Genomic DNA, 17,726 nt, shown 5'->3' with positions numbered 1-17,726 from the left:
GCTATCCCCTTATATCGGCTGCGGCCGTGGTTTTATTTATCGCCTTCACCTGTGTGCCGGTCCGGCTGGACTTCCTAAGACCCAACAACTCCTGGCCCAGTTCGCTAAGCGCCTGGACGACAGGAGATTGAGGCATAGCAACGGCTACCGGCACCTGCGACGCGACGGCTTTGCGCACCGCCTCGTCCTCCGGCAGGTACCCGATCAATCCCGGCGCCCTGCCAAGAAACCGTTCGGCCAGGGCACTGAATTTCCCGTGGATATACTCTGCCTCCCGATCGGATTGCGTCCGGTTAACCAACACGAACGCGTCCATCCGATCTCCTGCCTGCAACAGGTACTTGTAAAGGCCGTAGGCATCGGCTATCGAAGTCAGTTCCGGAACCAGCACCAGTAGATTGAGATCCGACCCCTGTGCTATCACCGTGGCTGGATCGGAGACGCCTGAGGAATGATCGACAACGATCACGTCGTAATGTGAACCCTGGTCTCGCAGGCGTTCGACGAGCCTGGCCGTCGCCTGCACGTCCTGCCAGGCTTCGGCCGGACCATCCCCGCCGGCCCCGAGAACGTCCACGCCGTCAAGGACCGGTACCACGGCGTCTCGAAGGCTCAGCTGCCCGCTGCTGAACTGCCGCACCCCCGTCTCACAGCTCGCGTTGGCCAGGATATGTATGTTGCCGGAGGAAAAGTCCGCGTCGACCAGCAGTACCCGGTTTCCCTGCGAACCGATCCGTTCCGCAAGGTTGAACGCAAGTACGGACTTGCCCACGCCACCTTTGCCGGACAGCACGGAGACAATCCAACTGCCGCCGACCGCCCGGTAGTCTCCGGCATGAACCGAGGAATCAAACCTACTCACGGCCGGCCTCCCTGCCGAGAAGCCGGTCGGCTATCCGCGACGCGTCCGGTGACATAGCCCTGCCCGTGCCACTCGGCGAATCGGTGACAAACGCCACGGGCAGACCGGTGGCCCGGTGGCCCGCGATGACCGCCCCCCACCGAATCGTCAAATCCAGCATCGTTACGGCCAGGTGCGTCGGCTCTATCGGCTCGATCCATCTGGCAAACTCGAGGATATCCGACGAACGGTTCAGAGCTGACAGGGTGATAAACCGGTAGCCGGGGTCCAGGCGGTCCACCTGAGCTTTCAGATCGGCGATTTTCTGCCGTTGATGGGGGAACGCAGGCGAATCTATCAGCAGTATGCGGTTGCCGTTGTCGGCCACGTCGGCTCCGGGCGCCGGTGAGTCTAGTACGTCGGCTTCGAGAAGCTCGGCGTAGCTGTGGATTTCGTCGAACGCCCCCACCTTGCAGCCGTCAAGCGTGACCAGCCGGACATTCTTCCCGGAGACCACGAAGTGGGCCGCCAGCTTGCCAAGCAGCGATGTTTTCCCCGACCCCGCCGGTCCGACAAAAAGCAGACGATCGCCGTGACGAAACTCCAGTCGGCTGCAGGCCATCTTCGACAACTCCAGCCGAAGCACCCGCTCCATCGCCGCGTCCAGGGGTTCGCCGCCACCACGGGTCTCCCGAGCCCGCGCGACCAGAAACTGAATGAACTCCGGTGGTACGTCTGCGTCCTGGAGTGCCAGCCGGACGTTGTGCACGCCGTCGGCGTCATGGCTTCCTTCGCCCGTCCCCGCCGTGGCGTTGCGCAGCAGCAGATCGACCTTACGATCCAGGGCGGCCAGTTTCTCACTGAGGACCGCATCTCCGGGCACGCCCGGCGCAGCCTCGCTCGGCCCGGCCATGCTGACCTGCGCTATCGTCGTTCGCCGACGACCTGCCATGTCGGGAAGCGCCATGCCAGCTTGCGCCACGGTCGGCTTGTCCAGACAGGCCGTGACCTCAATGCAGCCCTTGCCGTCCGTGTCCGTCAGTTGCCGCGTCTTGAGCACCACGGCGTCACCGCCCATCTCCTTGCGGACGGTCTTCAACGCCGCGGCTACCGACCCGGCCGTGAATGACTTAATTATCATCTTGTAACCTCACCACTCCACTGGATACCAACTCCACGTTGGGCAGAATTTCGTTGTACGAGACCACGGCTATGGACGGATAGGCCGCTTCCACAAGCCGGCGCAGCGCGAGCCTGATATTGGGCGAACAGATGCACACCGGCGTCAGACCCGCCGCCTGCAGCTTGTCCGCATGCTCCCCGATGCTCTTGAGGATGGCCTCGGTCATGGCGGGATCGAGAACCAGCATCAGCCCCTGCCGCGTGTTCTGCACCGAATCAGCCAGCTTCTGCTCGAGAGCCGGATCGACCGTGAACACGTTTATGCGGCCGTCCTTGTCCCGGTACATGTCCGTTATCTGGCGTTTGAGCGCCATGCGAGCGTACTCGGCCAGAACGTCGGTCTCCTTGGTCGAGCCGATGTAGTCCGAGACGGTCTCGACGATTGTGGCCAGATCGCGAATCGGTACGCGTTCGGCCAGCAACGTCTGCAATACCTTGTGCAGCGTGCCGAGCGGAACGATTTCGGGAATCACCGAGTCCACCAGGGCCGGGTAATCTTCTTTCAGCGTCTCGACAAGACGCTGCGTGTCCTGGCGCATCAGGACCTCCGTCGCCGAGGAACGGACAAGCTCGGTCAGGTGCGTGGCAAGCACGGCCGACGGTTCCACGACAGTGAATCCCTTGGCTTCGGCCATCTCGCGCATCGCCGGCACAATCCAGGTCGCCTTCAAATGGAAGGCCGGGTCTCGCGTTTCGAAACCGTCGAGCGTCTCGTCGATGTAGCCGGGATTCAGGGCCATCACGTGGTCGGTCATCAGGTCAGCCTCCGCCACCCCGATGCCCTTGATCTTGATCCGATACGCGCTCGGTTTCAGCTGCACGTTGTCGCGTATCCTGATGGGGGGGACGATTATGCCAAGTTCGGCGGCCAGCTGCCTGCGAATGGTCGAGATGCGATCCAGCAGGTCGCCCCCCTGCGCCGCATCAACCATCGGTATCAGACCGTAACCTATCTCCAGGCCGATCGTGTCAACCTTGAGCAGGTCTTCCGTACGCTCCGCCTGCTGACCCGACCGCGCCTTGAGCTCCTTCTGCTTTTCTTCATCTTTGGTGGCCACGGCATGTCTCCGCTGAACCTCGCGCGTCACGTAGCCTATTCCCCCGATAGCCAGGCCGATGGCGAGGAACGCCGAGGTCGGCATCCCGGGAACCAGGCCGAAGAGAATGAGCGCCGTTGCCGCCACCAGAATCGCCCGGGGCTCCCTGGTAAGCTGTACCGTAAGGTCCGCGCCCATGTGGGATGTCGAGGTCGCGCGTGTGACGATGACGCCGGAGGCCGTGCTCACCAGCAAAGCCGGGATCTGTGTCACCAGGCCGTCACCAATCGACAGCAGCGAGTACGTGCGCATGGCTTCCACCACCGTCATCCCGTTGATGGCGGCGCCGATGATGAACCCGCCGACGATGTTTATGAGCGTTATCAGAATGCCCGCGATGGCGTCGCCGCGCACGAATTTCGAGGCGCCGTCCATCGCCCCGTAAAAGTCGGCTTCCCTGGATATATCCTCGCGCCGGGAGCGCGCTTCCTGTTCGTTGATAATGCCCGCGTTAAGGTCGGCGTCGATAGCCATCTGCTTGCCGGGCATCGCATCCAATGTAAAGCGCGCGGCCACTTCGGAAATGCGCCCCGCGCCTTTCGTGATCACGACAAACTGGATAATGACCAGGATCACGAACACGATAAACCCGACCACGTAGTTGCCCTGCACGACAAAGTTGCCGAAGGAGTTGATGACCTCGCCGGCGTACGCCGTGCCGAGGATCAGACGGGTCGATGCAACGTTTAAGGAAAGGCGCATCAGCGTGACGATCAGCAGCATGCCCGGGAATACCGACAGGTCGAGCGGGCGCGTGACGTAGAGAGTTGACAGCAATATCACCAGCGAGAAGGTGATGTTGAAAGCCAGGGCAAAATCCAGAAAGGCCGGTGGCAGCGGTATGACCAGCACCGTGATGATGCCGATGACACCCACCGCCAGCACGATATCGGAGCGGGCCGTAAGTTTGCTCATCAGCTTGTCATATCCCTGCGCCATCGTTTACCTGACCACCTTTCCCCTCAAACGGTACACGTAAGCAAGCACCTCGGCCACGACCCGGTATAGCTTCTGCGGAACCATGTCACCTATGTTGCACATCTTGAACAGCGCGCGCGCCAGCGGCTTGTCCTCGACAATCGGGACATCGTGTTCCAAGGCAATCTCTCTTATCTTCTGCGCAATCAGCCGCTCGCCCTTGGCCACCACGTGCGGCGCGTTCATGTTCTCATGGTCATACTTGAGGGCCACCGCCAGTTCGGTCGGGTTGGTTATCACCACGTCGGCCGTCGCCACGTCCTGCATCATGCGCCGGCGTGCCTGTTCACGCTGTATCTGCCGCACGCGCGCCTTGACCTGTGGTGAGCCCTCGGTGTCCTTGAATTCGTCGCGCAGTTCCTGCTTGCTCATGCGTATGGACTTCTCGTACTCGTATCGCTGGTAGGCGTAGTCGAGAACGGCAATCACCAGAATGGCGGCGCCGACTTTCATCACTACCCACAGCGCCATGCTGACCATGGAGAAGGCCAGCTCCGACGTGTTCATGTTCGGCAACAGAAAGAATCCCTCGAACTCCGAGGCGATTGCCTTGTAGGCGACAAAACCAATTATCAGCAGCTTTATCGTGTCGCGGCCAAACGTCACCAGCGACCGCACTGAAAACAGCCGCTTGAGCCCTTTGACAATGTCCAGTTTCTCGAGCTTGGGCTCCATGGCCTTGGGCGTCACCCGGAATCCGACCTGGGCCACGTTCACCCCCAGGGCTATCGCCACCATCACGGCGAAGACCGGTCCGAGGATGGCGAAGAATTTCAGCATATTGTCGGCAAAGATTCTCAGGTAAGACGGATCGGCGGCGGCAATGAGCGGCGCGTTGGCCATCGTGTATCGCACCAGTTCCTGCAGTCCACCGGAGAGATGCGATCCCATCAGGTACAGCGTGAGACATCCGAACAAAACCATGAGCGCTGAGTTCAGCTCCGTGGAGCGAGCGACCCGCCCCTTCTCACGGGCCTTCTGGCGTCGGCGTGGCGTTGCCCGTTCGGTCTTTTCCTGGAAACTTTCCTCAGGCATGCGCAGCTACGCCTTTCCCATGGTCACGAGTAGAAATCCGAGTTCCCGGTCGAGGTAGGCGGTGGCCTGGCGGAGAATGTACGCGAATATCGGCATCGACATCGCCATCACCAGCAACCCGACGCCAATCTTCAGGGGAAAGCCGACGATGAACACGTTCATGGTCGGCATCATCTTGGCCACCACACCGAGAGCCACGTCGGTCAAGAACAGCGTCACCATCACCGGCGCGGCCAGCTTAAGCCCCAGCACGAACACGTAGGCCGTATACTTGATGATCAGCTCCCCGGTGCTTCCGGCCACCGCCACCTGCCCGGGAGGCATGACGGCATAGCTGTCGGCAAACGCCTTGATGATAAGGTGATGCCCGTTGATGGCCAGGAAGATCAGCATCGCCACTACGAACCACACCTGGCTCATGACCGATTGCTGACTCTGCGTGTTCGGATCAAGGACGAGCGCGATGGCAAACCCCACCTGGTATCCGACCAGTGATCCGGCTCCGCGCACGGCCATGAACAACAGCGCGAACACGAAGCCGATTGTCACGCCCACCAGCATCTCCTTGAAGGCAAGCGCTACCAGGGAGGCGAACGAGTCCGCCGGCGCCGCACTGACATCGCCCAGCGCCGACGTAAGAAGGATCCCAAACAGGATGACCAGGCCGATCTTCGCCGTCGTCGGTACCGAGCGGTGAGACAGGACCGGGGAAAGCAGGAACAGCCCCGAGGCCCTCAGCAGAATCAGCAGGAAGACCTGGAGCTTATCCGCGCCGTAATGTATGAACTCAAACAATTCAGAAATCCCTACAATTCACCCATATCGTCAATCCTTTATTCAAAGACTGTGCCAAACTGAAACGGGTTGACGGGGGATCGTAAGCCGCTGCCCGACAGGTAATTACAGCGCGACTCGCAAACCGCACGGACAATCCGGACGGCGGATGTGGAAAATCTTACCAGACGTGTAGGAAAAGAGTTCAGAATTACGGACAAACCTGAACCGGCTCATCTTACCCTACCAGCCCCGGTATAAGATCAAACATGTGCCGCGCGAAATCGGTCAGCGTGTTAATCATCCACGGCAGGAACAGAAGAAGAGCCAGGGCCACCGCCAGGATCTTGGGCACGAAGGTCAGCGTCATCTCGTTGATCTGGGTCACCGCCTGAAAGATTGACACGATCAGGCCGACCAGCAGCCCGAACGCCAGCATCGGCCCGGCCACCAGGACCACGACCGTCAACGCCTCGCGCCCGATGCTTACAACCATCTGTGGTGTCATAGCCGTTACTCCCCGCTACACTCGGAACGATTCCACCAACGATTTCACCAACAGGTACCAGCCGTCCACCAGCACGAAGAGCAGGATCTTGAACGGCAACGACACGATGATCGGCGGCAGCATCATCATGCCCATCGATAACAGCACCGAGGCCACCACCATGTCAATCACGAGGAACGGAACGAAGATGACGAACGCGATCTGAAACGCCGTTCTCAGTTCCGAGATGACAAAGCCGGGCACCAGTACGTGAAGCGGAACGTCGTCCGCGTTGTCGGGCTGCTCGAGACCGGCGATGTTCACAAACAGCGCCAGGTCCTGTTCTCGCGTCTGGGCCAGCATGAACTTCCGGAAAGGCGCGCTGCCCTTCTTATACGCTTCCTCGCCGCTGATTTCGCCTTCCAGGTACGGGCGTATTCCTTCCTCGTACGCTTTGTTGGCCACCGGCGTCATGATGAAGAAGGTCAGCAGCAGCGCAAGTCCGACCAGAAGCTGGTTCGGCGGCATCTGCTGCGCACCCATGGCTTGTCGCAGAAACGACAGGACCACCGTGATCCTGACAAACGACGTGACCATGATGAGAATCGAAGGTGCCAGGGCAAGCACCGTCAACAGGAGAACGATCTGCAGCGTCGCCGAGAGATCCGAGGGTTCGGCCGCCTCGCCTACCTCTACCGAAATCTTCGGCAGAGTTTGCGCCGCCGCCGTGACCGTGCCGCACAGAAACGCGGCAGCCGTTGTCGATGCCCCGAGAAGTAGCTTTTTCATGTCCTATATCTCTTGTCTGCTGACGCCGCAACGTCCATGTCACGACGCCCGACCGCGGCCGTGGCCGCTGTCGGATGGGTTCAGCCCTGCTGGACTGCCGCCTTTCCCTTTGTCGCAAAACGGCCCAGCCTGCCGGCCGCCGCGGCCAGCAGCCTGCCGAAATTCTCTCTGCCCTCTTTGTCCGGTTCCCGTTCGAGAATCGCCGCCGTCTGCTCGGCGTCCAGCTCGGCCAGGACCGAAATCTGGCTGTCGGTTACCCCGATCAGAACGGAGCGATCGGCCACGCGGAGCAGCGACACCGTCTTCTTCGGCCCCACGTACGTGCTCTGTATGACTTCGAGCAGGTCGGCGGATCCGCTTCCCTTCCGGCGCGCCTGCAGCAATCGCCTGAGAAGGTACAATCCGGCGTAGATACACAGGATGACGATGATCAGCGCGCTGACCATCTTGACAATGGAGCCGATCGGAGCCGACATCGAGAACGGCGCCTGCGCGTTCGCATCGCCCTCACCAATGTCCGGCTGCCCGGCTGATGACGCCGGCACCGCGCGTGCGGCCGTAATGTCATCAACGTTGGTGGCAAACAACCCGGTCAGGGACGCGGCCAGCACCAGCAGAACCGTGACGGCTACCCGCCGATGGTATCGCTTACTCATCGGCCAGCGCCCTCAGGCGTTGGTCCGGCGTCATGAGCTGGGTGATGCGCAGCCCGAAGTTCTCATCAACGACCACTACCTCGCCGCGCGCCACCACCTTGTAGTTGATCAACAGGTCGGCCGGCTCACCGGCCAGCTTGTTGAGCTCCACGACCGATCCCGGACCAAGCGCCAGAATGTCCTGGATCGACAGCTTGGTGCGCCCGAGTTCGATTGACACCGGCAGTTCGACGTCCATGAGCAGTTCGATGTTGCGCGGTTCCGAAACCGCGGCCGACTGCTGGAGTTGCTGGAACTCCACGTTTGACACCGAAGCGGAACCGAAGTTGATATCGTCCGGGGATGCGGCCTGGTCATCCTGCGGCAGCCCCTCGAGCATCCTCATCATGGCCGCCTCGTCGTCGGAACCCTCACCTTCACTTACGCCGGGTATCTCCCCCTCGACCTGCGACTCGAACGCCGCCTCGGGTTCATCAGCCACGGCCGGTTCAGCCTGCTCGACCGCACCCGGCTCCGCCTCCATACCCGCGTCAGCCGGGTCTGCCTCGGGCAGCGACGCCTCCGCGCCGTCGGCAGCCGGCCCGGCCGGCTCTGCTTCGGGCATGGATGCGTCTACACCGTCGGCGGCCCCGTCGGCCACACCGTCCTGAGCCTCGTCAGCCGGGACCTCCGGCTCCGCCGGCACTCTGACATCCTTCTCGTCAGTCATTCTTCAGCTCCTCAGCGATATTGTCCCATACCTCAAGCACCTGAAACGCTCGTTTCTTCCCCGACACGCCCGCTCTGGCCATCAGCTTTATGCGCCTGTTAACCAGCACACTCATGGGCGAATCGATCTTCATGTCGGACGGAATGACGTCGCCGATTTTCAGGTCCAGGAAATCGCGCATCTTGATTGTCGTTCTGAGCAGTTCGGCGGCGAGCGTCGCCCCTACCTGCTTGACATTGTGTATGTTCGTCTGCCGATCTTCTTCCTGATTCTTCTTCTTGGTGGCATCGATCCAGTTCTGCGCCGACAATCTGCCCACGATCGGCTCGAGCGACACGTACGGATAACAGATTGTCAGCAGTCCGGTCGACTGAAACAGCCGCACCTGGAACGAGATTACCACCACCGTCTCACCCGGCGGCACAATCTGGATGAACTGCGGGTTGGTCTCGAAGCTTTTCTGTTCGATGCTGATCTGGACCAGGTGCTCCCACGCCCGGGCCAGTTCACCGTACACCCGCTGCACCAGCCGGGACATGACGGAGCGTTCGATGCCCGTCAGCTCGCGTTCCGTCTCCATGATCTTGCCGTGCCCGCCGAACATCCGGTCGATCACCGAGAACGTCAGCGTGGGGTTGAAATCGACCAGGCAGACTCCGTCCAGCGGCTCGGCGGAGAACGTATACGTGCACGAGGGAGATACCAGCGACATGATGAATTCCGAGTACGTGATCTGGTCAACCGAAACCAGGTCGACGTCAACAATCGAGCGCAGCACGGCCGAGAGCATGGAGCCGAAATGACCCGCGAAGTTGTCGTGCAGGTTCTCGAGCGTCCTGATCTGGTCCTTGGAAACGCGGTTGGGATGCTTGAAGTCGTACGCTACAATCGACCGCAGCTTCTCGTTGCTGTAGCTCGCCCCCTCTCCCTCGCCTTCCCCCGAAGTGACCGTCGTCAGCAGGGCGTCGATTTCTTCCTGTGAGAGTATTTTGGCCACGATGACGGTCTCCTACTGCAGCACGAAATCCGTGTAGTACACTCCCGCCAGCTCGTCGGTCTGAAGGAGTTGCTCGACCCGCTTCTTTATCTGGTAGCGCGTGATCTCTTTTTGCTTGGCGTCGGTCAACTCGGCCACCGTTTTCGAGCACAAAATCGTTATCAGGGCGTCCCGTATCACCGGTTCGCGCGACTCGAGCTCCGCCACCAGTTGCTCCGAGGCCACCTCGAATCCGAACGAAACGGATAGAAAACGGGACCCTCCCGTACCGGCCGGGTTGACCACTATGTCCCTGATTGCGTAAACCACGGACTTGCCCTCATCGCCTGAGGCTTTCGTCCGTTCCTTCGGCTCCGCCTTGTGCCGCTCGGCCTGTTTCGACTCGCGGTCCTCCCGGGGCTGTTCAAGGCCCGCCGCCTGTTCCGCGGCGCCGCCGCCCGACCCGGCTACCATGGGGCGAACCACAAAAACAGCCAGCGCAACGCCGAGAACCAGGCAGACGGCGGCAATGCCGCCGTACAACACGAGCTTTTTCCTTGAGCCCGGGGAGGACGCGTCAGATGCGGCCTCTTCACCCGCTACAACCGTGGTTTTCTCATCGTCTGCAGGCATAGCTATCTCCCGTCAGGTATTGCATCGGGGCCCGGAGACGGTATCCGGGCCGCCGACAGCCTCTTGAATCTCGCCACCCGATCGATGATCTCGTCAACGGCCTCCTTCACCATGATCTTCTTTCCGGTCGTAAGCGTAATCATGGTCTCCGGAATCGACTCGACGAATTCAATCAGGTCGGCGTTGATAACCAGTTCTGCGTCATTGATTCTGGTTACATGTATCATCCGTCATCTCACGTTATCTCTTCAGATTCACCAGTTCGTCAAGCATGTTATCCGAGGTGGTGATGATACGCGCATTAGCTTGGAATCCGCGCTGCGCCGTAATCATGCCGGTGAATTCCTGGGCGATATCCACCGCCGACGACTCCAGCGCTCCGGACGTGATGGTCGCCGCGATCGTCGCCCCCGCCACGCCCTCAATGGCGTCCCCGGAGTTGGCCGACGGCTGGTACATGGACCGCCCCGCCTTTCTCAGGCCCGCCTGGTTCGTGAAATCGGCCAGCATGATCTGCGCCAGCACCCGCGTTACTCCATTGGAAAAGATGCCCGATATGTTTCCCGCTTGGTCGATCGAGATCTTCTCCAGCACACCCAGACCGTAGCCGTCCTGCTGGATAATGGCGGCCGTATGGTTGCCGGAGGCGAACTGAGTCACACCGTCAAAATTGCCGATCGTCCCTGCATCGTACCGGACGCGCATGATTTCCGCACCGTTGTGGGGGTCTATGCTGACCGCAGAGGCACCGCCGAAATACTCAAAGGTGTTCAGCGACCCGTCCGAGTTGAAAGACACGTACCCGGTACGTCCGGCCGTGACCTCCTCCACGCCGAGCAGTGACGTCGTCCACTCCCAGCGGTTCCCTATGAGCGACTTGAAGAACTCTATCGTCAGCGTGTGCTTACCGCCCAGCGAGTCGTAGACGTTGATCGAGGTGGACCAGAGAGTGGGGTCGGTGGTGATGATCAGGTCGTTTCCGCCCGTGGCCATCAGGCCGGCGGAATTCGTCTTCATCTCAACACCGCCGCCGCCCAGACCGCTCAGGCCAACCACCAGTCCGCTGGTCTCATCGAAAACCAGACCCAGGCTCGTCACCGCCGGCCCGGCCGCCGCGCCGAAACCGCGGTCCGGGGTGAAAACATCAGCGGCCGCGAACGTCGAAGCGGCACCGCCGGCCGAAGCGATCGTCCCACCCCCGTCGACGCCGCATATTACGCCGACGATATTACCGCTGGTGGAAGCAGCTCCGCCACCGGGAACGGCGACTCCGGGTGTGGACACGAAGTTGTAGGCCGCCGGGTCACCCGCCTTGTCACGAGCGATCTCTATCTCACCGCCCACCAGACTGGCCGTAATGCCGTTGATCTGGTTGATGGCGTTGATCAGGTCCTGGATAGTCGAACTGGCGTTAAGGCCGGGGATGATCTGCATCGCGCCGCCGTCAACGGAGAAACCGAAATTGCTGAAGTCATCCACGCCCAGGCCGCCGAGCGTCATGGTCGTACCCAGAGCGCCCACCAGACCGCCAGCACCGTCGTTCCCCTGGTTGCTGCCCGTGAAACTCGACTGCTGCGCCTGGTTTCCCGTGATCGTGATCACGTGCTGACCGCCGACACCGTCAATCGCCGTGCCGCTGACCTCCACCACGTTGGAATTCCCCGCTTCGGTCAGGGACGTCCGGGCGTCGGATGCCGTAGCATCGAGATTGTTGGCCAGCGTTACGATCTCCGTCGACTTGGCGGGATCCTGTTGGCCAAACGGCAACATCACGTTGCCGGTTGTAGCCAGCGACGGTATCTGCCCACTAGCGTCAGCCATCTTCCCCTGGACGAACAGACCGGTGGCCGGATCTACCAGGTTGGACTCGGCGTCAAAGCCGAAGGCACCGGCTCGAGTGTAGAACAGGTTTCCGTTGTTGTCGCCGAGAATGAAGAAGCCGGAACCCTGGATGCCCAGGTCGGTGATCTGGCCCGTCGTCTCCAGGCCGCCCTGCAGGAATATGTTGTCGATCGCCGCCACCTGCATCCCAAGCCCCAGTTGCTGTGGGTTGGTACCGCCGGTGACCGCACTTGGCCGGCCCGCTCCCTTGAACGTCTGCACCAGCGCTTCCTGGAAGTTGACCCGACCGGGCTTGAAACCAATGGTGTTGACGTTGGCGATGTTGTTGCCAATGACGTTCATTTTCACCTGGTGATTCTTCAAACCCGACACACCTGCGAATAATGATGCCATCATTTTTTGGTTACCTCCTTGCGTCCGCGCAAGGCCTCCCCATCTGAGATGGGGTCCGACCTCGTACGTCGTTTCCTCTACTGTTTACATCTTGCTCATCTTTTATAGAATGACCGCCGAGTCTATCGACGTCACTACGCCGCTGCGAAGATTCTCGCGGTCAAACGCCGTGATCACGGTCCGGTTTGCCACCGAAACCACCAGCGCCGCCTCTTCAGTCAGAATCAACGTCTCTTTTGAGTGCTTGTGGGCCGCCCGATCAATGGCGTCCGCGATCCGGTTGAGCTGCTCCGCGCTCAACTCGATGTTGCGCGAGAACAGCCGCTGCGAGGCGTGCTTGGAGAACTGGACCGACCTGCTGTCGGCCAGCTCGCGCGAAAACATCTCCTTGAACGAGCCGCCGTCCGGCGCCTCCGCCGGCTGCGGCTGCGGCCCCCGTTGCGCGATCTCCAGCAGATCCACCGGCCGCTGGTAATTGCTGATTCTCATTCCGTTCATTGGCTCCCACCATCACCCGCGCTGCAGGTTCAATCATCCTTGCTCAGGCTGCCCGGCTCGCCGACGGCCACCACGTCGCCCAGCGCGATTTCAGTACCGTCAACGACCAGGAACGCCTGGCCGTCCCGATAGATAACCGTCGATACGACCCCGACTAACGTCAGGCTGGGTGCGAACACCTCGCCGGACGGTGTGACTCCGGATGCTTCGACGGTGTAATATCCTTCCGCCACGCGATTGCCGCGCTGATCCCTGCCGTCCCACGTTACGCTCCCGGTACCGGCCGCCGCCCCATCCACGGTCAGCGTCCGAACCACGTTACCCTCGGCGTCGTGTATCTTGAACTCAATCCGGTCGGCGTAGCGGCTGGTGCTGTACGAGATCGTCGGTTCATTGTCCTGATCAGCGTAGACACCGGTGAATTCGGCCCTGATCTCGTTGCCGATGAAGCCCGCTGCCATGACGTTGTTCATCGACTGCATCTGCAGGTAATCCCACTGGTTAGAGGCACTGATTCCCTCGGCGATGTTGTTCATCTGTTCAAGCGAGGAGAACTGGGCCAGCTGGGCTATGAAGGCCTCGTCCTCAACCGGCTTCAGCGGATCCTGGTAGCGAAGCTTGGTGACGAGCAATTGAAGGAAGTCGTCCTTGCCGAGAATCTGCTGCGATCCGGTCGTTCTGGGCTGGCCGGAGCTATCGGTTAGAATCGGCGATATGAAAGACATCTGTCACGCTCCTATGCGAGCACGTTTACTCCGTATTGGCTGATATAGGCGGCCTCTCGCGCCGCCATCACCGGCACTCCTGCCGCCGCCTCAGCCGCTTCGGCCTCATCCGGCCCCAGCGGGCGGAAACGTACGGGCCGATGCCAGCCGGTACGGCGATCAGAGAACTGGTTGCGCATACCGTCACCGGCCACGCTAACCTCTATGTGGTCAACTTTGATCCCTGCGCGGCCGAGGTGCTCTCTTAACTGGTCCAGGGAGCCTTCCACCGCCGCCTGCGCCTGGAAACTTTCAACGATCACTCGGGCGTTCAGCGAATCACCGCGCAATGCGAGATGCAATCGTGCGGTGCCGAGATGATCAGGTTCAATGCGAATTGTCACTGAATGGCGATCCGGACTGAGGACGCGGCCTATGTCGTCCGGTAGAGTGAAACGGACCTGTGACGCTGACAGCCTCGCCTGCACCGTGCCTGAACGCACCGCGGCTGCATCGCCGCCGGACAGGTCGGCCGACGGAGCACCCTCCGTCTCCCAGGTCGCCCACGGCTGGTCTTGCCGATCGATCGCGTTCAACTCGTTCATCCAGCCCTGCTGCCTGACGAAGGGCGTCGCCGTCCGGCCGTTCGACCCCGACGGGACGTCCGGGCCGAATTGACCGCCGAATCCAAAGTCCGCAGACTGACCGGCCGACTTGCCGGCACCTGCCGTCGCCCCCGATTCGAGAACCTGCCTGTCGGCAGGAAACGCTACCGGGCGCTTCTCCGCGACGGTAGCGTCGATCTTGTCCCTTGCGATCCTGCTCCGAATTACGAACTCACTTCCGGCATTCTCCGCGACAATTTTGAACGTGACGGAATCCCCGGTCGCTTGAGCAGTCTGTTCGCTCACCGGCCCGGAAATCTCGATTGACTTCAGATTCAGATTCGCAATCAGATCGTTGAACCTCGGCGTGGTCGGACCGGCCGCGTGAAGATCAACCCTCGCCGGGCTCAGAAGCTCGGCACGCCCGTTCGACGTATTCAGACGGCCCTCTGCCGCGGCCTTCAGAAGCTCCGCCGGGAGGCTGAGTCTGATCTGTCCGGTGTCAAGGCCGTGCGGTTTCAACTGCAGGTCAATCCGGTCATCGCCAAGATGCCAGTCGGCGATATCATACGTGCCGGGGCTGAGATTCATGCGTTGAAGGATGACCAATTCACGAAGCGTCAGGTTGTCCAGCGCCGACTGACCCGGCCAGGCTACCGACATGGCGTTCTCAGTCACTGCCGGAGGCCTTGCCGATGCCGGCGGAACGGAAAAAACGTCAGGTATTCCAGCCGTAAGGCTGTTGGACAGCCGCGCGACTCCGGCCATATCCATGCTCAGTAATGCCCCGGTCGGGCTGTTTTCGTCGACAGATGCGGTCCCGCTTGCGCCGGGTCCGATGTCCGTCCCAAATGGCCCGAACGGCTGCTCCGGGTCGGCCACAAGCAGACCGAGAACATCACCGAACGCCGGCCCCGTTAACGCCGTCGTGCCGACAGCATCAGACGGGCGCGCCGTACCGCGCTGGTCCGCCGTGCCGAGAAGCATATCCAGTATGTTTACACCGGGCTGCATCATCACTTTTCCGCAATCGTAATCATCTGCTTGGAGAGCCTGGCCCCCCGCTTTGCCGGCATGAGCGCCAACACCTCAGATGCGTTCTTGATCTTCATGCGCGGCAGGATCGCCACCACCGTCTCGTCGTCCAGGTTGGCGATCAACTTGGCCACCGCGCGCGGCTCCATGCCGTCATAGAGTTTAGCCAGGCTGGCTATCCGTGAGGATTCCGCCTGTTCCAGGGTCAGAATTTTCTGTGTGACTTTCTTGTCGAGGATATTCAGTTCCCGCTCGCGGGTATTGAGCCCCTCTTCCTTCTTGGTCAGCCTGGCTTTCTCGGTTTTCAGCCAGTCTGCCGCTTTGGCGGAATCGCTGACCGTCATGACCATTTGCTCGTCCTCGGCCATGTCCGCCGAAGTCGGCTTGTAATCGAGGAACTCGAGGTTGTTCATTATATCCTCGATAACGCCCGAGTCCTCTTCAACCTGTGCCAGGGTGGAGTCTTGACCGGCGGCGTCCGCCGCTGCCCCGCCTTTATCAGTCGAGGCGGCAACCGCAGCCTCAGAAACGGCCGAGGCCGGCGTTTTGTCGGTGCCCACAACCAGCAGCGTCCCGACTACTACGACCGCGACGAATCCCACGGCGACGACGCCGATGGCTACGTACTTCAACACGGAACCGCCGAAAGCGAACTTGCCGCGCTCGGCCGTCTTTTCCGATTTCTCGTCAGCGTCCGGTTTTGCCTGTTCGACCATCACACACCTTTAAGCGCATAGCATTTCTCCACGGCATGTGAAGGCAAGGCCCGTGCCAACTATTGCCCGCACCCGCTAGCCCCCTGAGCAACATCGACTTACGCCTTCCATGCGCCACCGCCCGTCCCTGGCGTTGTGGCAGGTCAGAGAAGATTTTTCCTGTGTTCCGGGAAATAATTATGCGCCGCGCGCGTGGACGGTCGTCCGGGCTAGCGTGGCGGACCGGCGGGAATAAACGTTTTGCCACCGGCGGGCTCGTCCGCCCCCCTTCCGCCGATGCCTGATCGAGGATTAAGGTGAAGCAGGTAAAGGATGCTCGACGTCGACCAACTCCCCCTCGACGTAATCTTCGCGAGCCGATCTGACGCGCACCCTGACGATCTGCCTGCCCCCCGTGAATTCCGGGGGCATTTTGACGCGTACGTAGTTGTCGGATATGCCCCAGAAAAAGCCCTTGTCCTTTTGGCGACGCTCGGCAATGACGTCAAGGACCAGCCCGACCTGGCGTTGGTGCGACCGCGCCCGAAAGTCGCCGGATATGCGGGTGAGAATCGCGTTCCGTCGTTTGATCACGTCCGGTTTCACTTTGTGCGGCAACTCGGCCGCCGGCGTGCCCGGACGATCCGAATAGCTGAAGACGTGCAGGTAGTCGATGAGGCCGGACTCGCAGATACGTCGCGTCCGTTCGAAATCCTCGTTCGTCTCGCCGGGAAAGCCGACAATCACGTCGGCGCCGACAATCATTTCCGGCACGGTTTCCTTCACCAGCGCCAGACGGCGAACATAGAAGTTCTGAGTGTAAGGGCGACGCATCAGCCTGAGGATGCGCGGTGACCCTGACTGGAGCGGAACGTGCAGGTGGCGGCAGATGCGTCCACTCATTTGCGTGTAAGTGTCCACCAGCTCATCGGACACCATCTGCGGCTCTATCGATGAAATGCGGAGCTTTTTCAGTTCGCTCCCCTCGAGGATCAGGCGGCACAGCCCCGCCAGGTTCTTCACCCGCGGCTCGCCACGCCGATACCGGTAGTGCCCGACGTGAACGCCCGTTAGCACCACCTCATTGAATCCGTTCTCGACCAGCGCGTTAACCTCGTCCAGTATCTCCAGCGGCGGGCGATTGCGCAACCTGCCCCGAACCGCCGGCAGGACGCAAAACGAGCAGTTCTGGTTACACCCGTCTGAGATTTTCAGCCAGGAACGGTTGTAGTTACTGAATGGCGGATACGTCGCGGCGCAGCTCGTTTCCGGTTGCTCTGCAAACAACTCCGGCAGGCGCTCCGGGAGAATCTCCCCTATTCGCTCCTTGTCCGCGTTCGGAAGCAGCACATCGACGCCTTCCATGGCGGCGATCCTGTCCGGATCGCTGTCCACGTAACAACCGGCCACAACGACACTGGCATCGGGATTTTCACGCACCGCCCGGCTGATCATGTTGCGGCTGCTCTGGTCGGCTCGATGGGTGACCGTGCAGGTGTTTATAATGTATAGATCCGCCGGCTCACCTTTTTTAGCCCGCCGAAAGCCGTACCGGTACAGGTCGGCGACCATCCGCTCGGTCTCGTACTGGTTGAGACGGCACCCGACCGTCCGGATTGACAATTTCTTGAACGTGGATTTCTTCACTCTCAGTAATATAACGAAAAGACCGTGCTCGATAGTTGCCTTTTTAGCGCCCTCTACGGCCAGTTCGTCGGGCAGGCCGACCGCCGGGTCCCGGCTCACCATAAAAAAAAGGAGCAGCAGTCCCTGTGACCGCTGCTCCCATATCGTAAA

Annotated in this window: 17 protein-coding genes and 1 pseudogene; all 18 read right to left on the bottom strand. The window is 60.8% G+C overall.

Features of this window, described 5'->3' with window-relative positions; genetic code table 11:
• Position 1: 1 nt before the first annotated feature.
• The 18 genes and pseudogenes from VMY05_11350 to mtaB all read right to left on the bottom strand — a co-directional run bounded on the left by VMY05_11350 (position 2) and on the right by mtaB (position 17,678).
• Positions 2-862, bottom strand: a complete 861-nt coding sequence (locus VMY05_11350) for a P-loop NTPase (protein HUV31669.1) — start codon at positions 860-862, stop codon at positions 2-4.
• On the bottom strand, positions 855-1,982 hold the full coding sequence (locus tag VMY05_11345; GenBank protein HUV31668.1) for a hypothetical protein: 1,128 nt from the start codon (positions 1,980-1,982) through the stop codon (positions 855-857). Before VMY05_11345 ends, VMY05_11350 begins: the two co-directional genes overlap by 8 nt.
• On the bottom strand, positions 1,972-4,035 hold the full coding sequence (gene flhA / locus VMY05_11340) for a flagellar biosynthesis protein FlhA (protein HUV31667.1): 2,064 nt from the start codon (positions 4,033-4,035) through the stop codon (positions 1,972-1,974). Before flhA ends, VMY05_11345 begins: the two co-directional genes overlap by 11 nt.
• Before the next feature lie 27 nt (positions 4,036-4,062).
• Positions 4,063-5,133: a flagellar biosynthesis protein FlhB gene (flhB, locus tag VMY05_11335; protein HUV31666.1), complete on the bottom strand. Its 1,071-nt coding sequence runs from the start codon at positions 5,131-5,133 to the stop codon at positions 4,063-4,065.
• A 6-nt stretch (positions 5,134-5,139) separates the two neighbouring features.
• Positions 5,140-5,928, bottom strand: a complete 789-nt coding sequence (gene fliR, locus VMY05_11330) for a flagellar biosynthetic protein FliR (protein ID HUV31665.1) — start codon at positions 5,926-5,928, stop codon at positions 5,140-5,142.
• Between the two features lie 217 nt (positions 5,929-6,145).
• Positions 6,146-6,415 carry a flagellar biosynthesis protein FliQ gene (gene fliQ / locus VMY05_11325; protein ID HUV31664.1) on the bottom strand — a complete coding sequence of 90 codons (270 nt, stop codon included), beginning with the start codon at positions 6,413-6,415 and terminating at the stop codon, positions 6,146-6,148.
• A gap of 15 nt (positions 6,416-6,430) precedes the next feature.
• Positions 6,431-7,183 (bottom strand): flagellar type III secretion system pore protein FliP, encoded by a 753-nt coding sequence (gene fliP, locus VMY05_11320; protein ID HUV31663.1) that lies wholly within the window; start codon positions 7,181-7,183, stop codon positions 6,431-6,433.
• 80 nt (positions 7,184-7,263) lie between these two features.
• Positions 7,264-7,839 carry a flagellar biosynthetic protein FliO gene (gene fliO / locus VMY05_11315; protein HUV31662.1) on the bottom strand — a complete coding sequence of 192 codons (576 nt, stop codon included), beginning with the start codon at positions 7,837-7,839 and terminating at the stop codon, positions 7,264-7,266.
• A pseudogene (gene fliN, locus VMY05_11310) lies at positions 7,832-8,092 on the bottom strand (flagellar motor switch protein FliN). Before fliN ends, fliO begins: the two are co-directional and overlap by 8 nt.
• Positions 8,093-8,540: 448 nt before the next feature.
• Positions 8,541-9,545: a flagellar motor switch protein FliM gene (gene fliM, locus VMY05_11305; GenBank protein HUV31661.1), complete on the bottom strand. Its 1,005-nt coding sequence runs from the start codon at positions 9,543-9,545 to the stop codon at positions 8,541-8,543.
• Between the two features lie 12 nt (positions 9,546-9,557).
• A complete protein-coding gene (locus VMY05_11300; protein ID HUV31660.1) occupies positions 9,558-10,157 on the bottom strand; it encodes a flagellar basal body-associated FliL family protein in 600 nt (199 codons plus the stop codon).
• A 2-nt stretch (positions 10,158-10,159) separates the two neighbouring features.
• On the bottom strand, positions 10,160-10,384 hold the full coding sequence (locus VMY05_11295) for a flagellar FlbD family protein (protein HUV31659.1): 225 nt from the start codon (positions 10,382-10,384) through the stop codon (positions 10,160-10,162).
• 13 nt (positions 10,385-10,397) lie between these two features.
• A complete protein-coding gene (locus VMY05_11290) occupies positions 10,398-12,395 on the bottom strand; it encodes a flagellar hook-basal body complex protein (protein ID HUV31658.1) in 1,998 nt (665 codons plus the stop codon).
• Positions 12,396-12,494: 99 nt separating this feature from the next.
• Complete coding sequence (locus VMY05_11285; GenBank protein HUV31657.1) at positions 12,495-12,890, bottom strand: TIGR02530 family flagellar biosynthesis protein; 396 nt, start codon at positions 12,888-12,890, stop codon at positions 12,495-12,497.
• A gap of 29 nt (positions 12,891-12,919) precedes the next feature.
• On the bottom strand, positions 12,920-13,615 hold the full coding sequence (locus tag VMY05_11280; GenBank protein ID HUV31656.1) for a flagellar hook capping FlgD N-terminal domain-containing protein: 696 nt from the start codon (positions 13,613-13,615) through the stop codon (positions 12,920-12,922).
• An 11-nt stretch (positions 13,616-13,626) separates the two neighbouring features.
• The gene (locus VMY05_11275; GenBank protein HUV31655.1) at positions 13,627-15,216 is read right to left on the bottom strand and encodes a flagellar hook-length control protein FliK; all 1,590 of its coding nucleotides are present in this window, start codon (positions 15,214-15,216) and stop codon (positions 13,627-13,629) included.
• The gene (locus tag VMY05_11270; protein ID HUV31654.1) at positions 15,216-15,950 is read right to left on the bottom strand and encodes a hypothetical protein; all 735 of its coding nucleotides are present in this window, start codon (positions 15,948-15,950) and stop codon (positions 15,216-15,218) included. The genes VMY05_11275 and VMY05_11270 overlap by 1 nt, the downstream gene beginning before the upstream one ends.
• A gap of 291 nt (positions 15,951-16,241) precedes the next feature.
• Complete coding sequence (gene mtaB / locus VMY05_11265; GenBank protein HUV31653.1) at positions 16,242-17,678, bottom strand: tRNA (N(6)-L-threonylcarbamoyladenosine(37)-C(2))-methylthiotransferase MtaB; 1,437 nt, start codon at positions 17,676-17,678, stop codon at positions 16,242-16,244.
• Positions 17,679-17,726 lie beyond the last annotated feature (48 nt).

Source organism: Acidobacteriota bacterium, from assembly GCA_035529075.1.
GTDB lineage: Bacteria > Zixibacteria > MSB-5A5 > GN15 > FEB-12 > DATKXK01.
The sequence above is the reverse complement of the archived record's forward strand: the minus strand, read 5'-3'. Positions and strand labels throughout refer to the sequence as shown.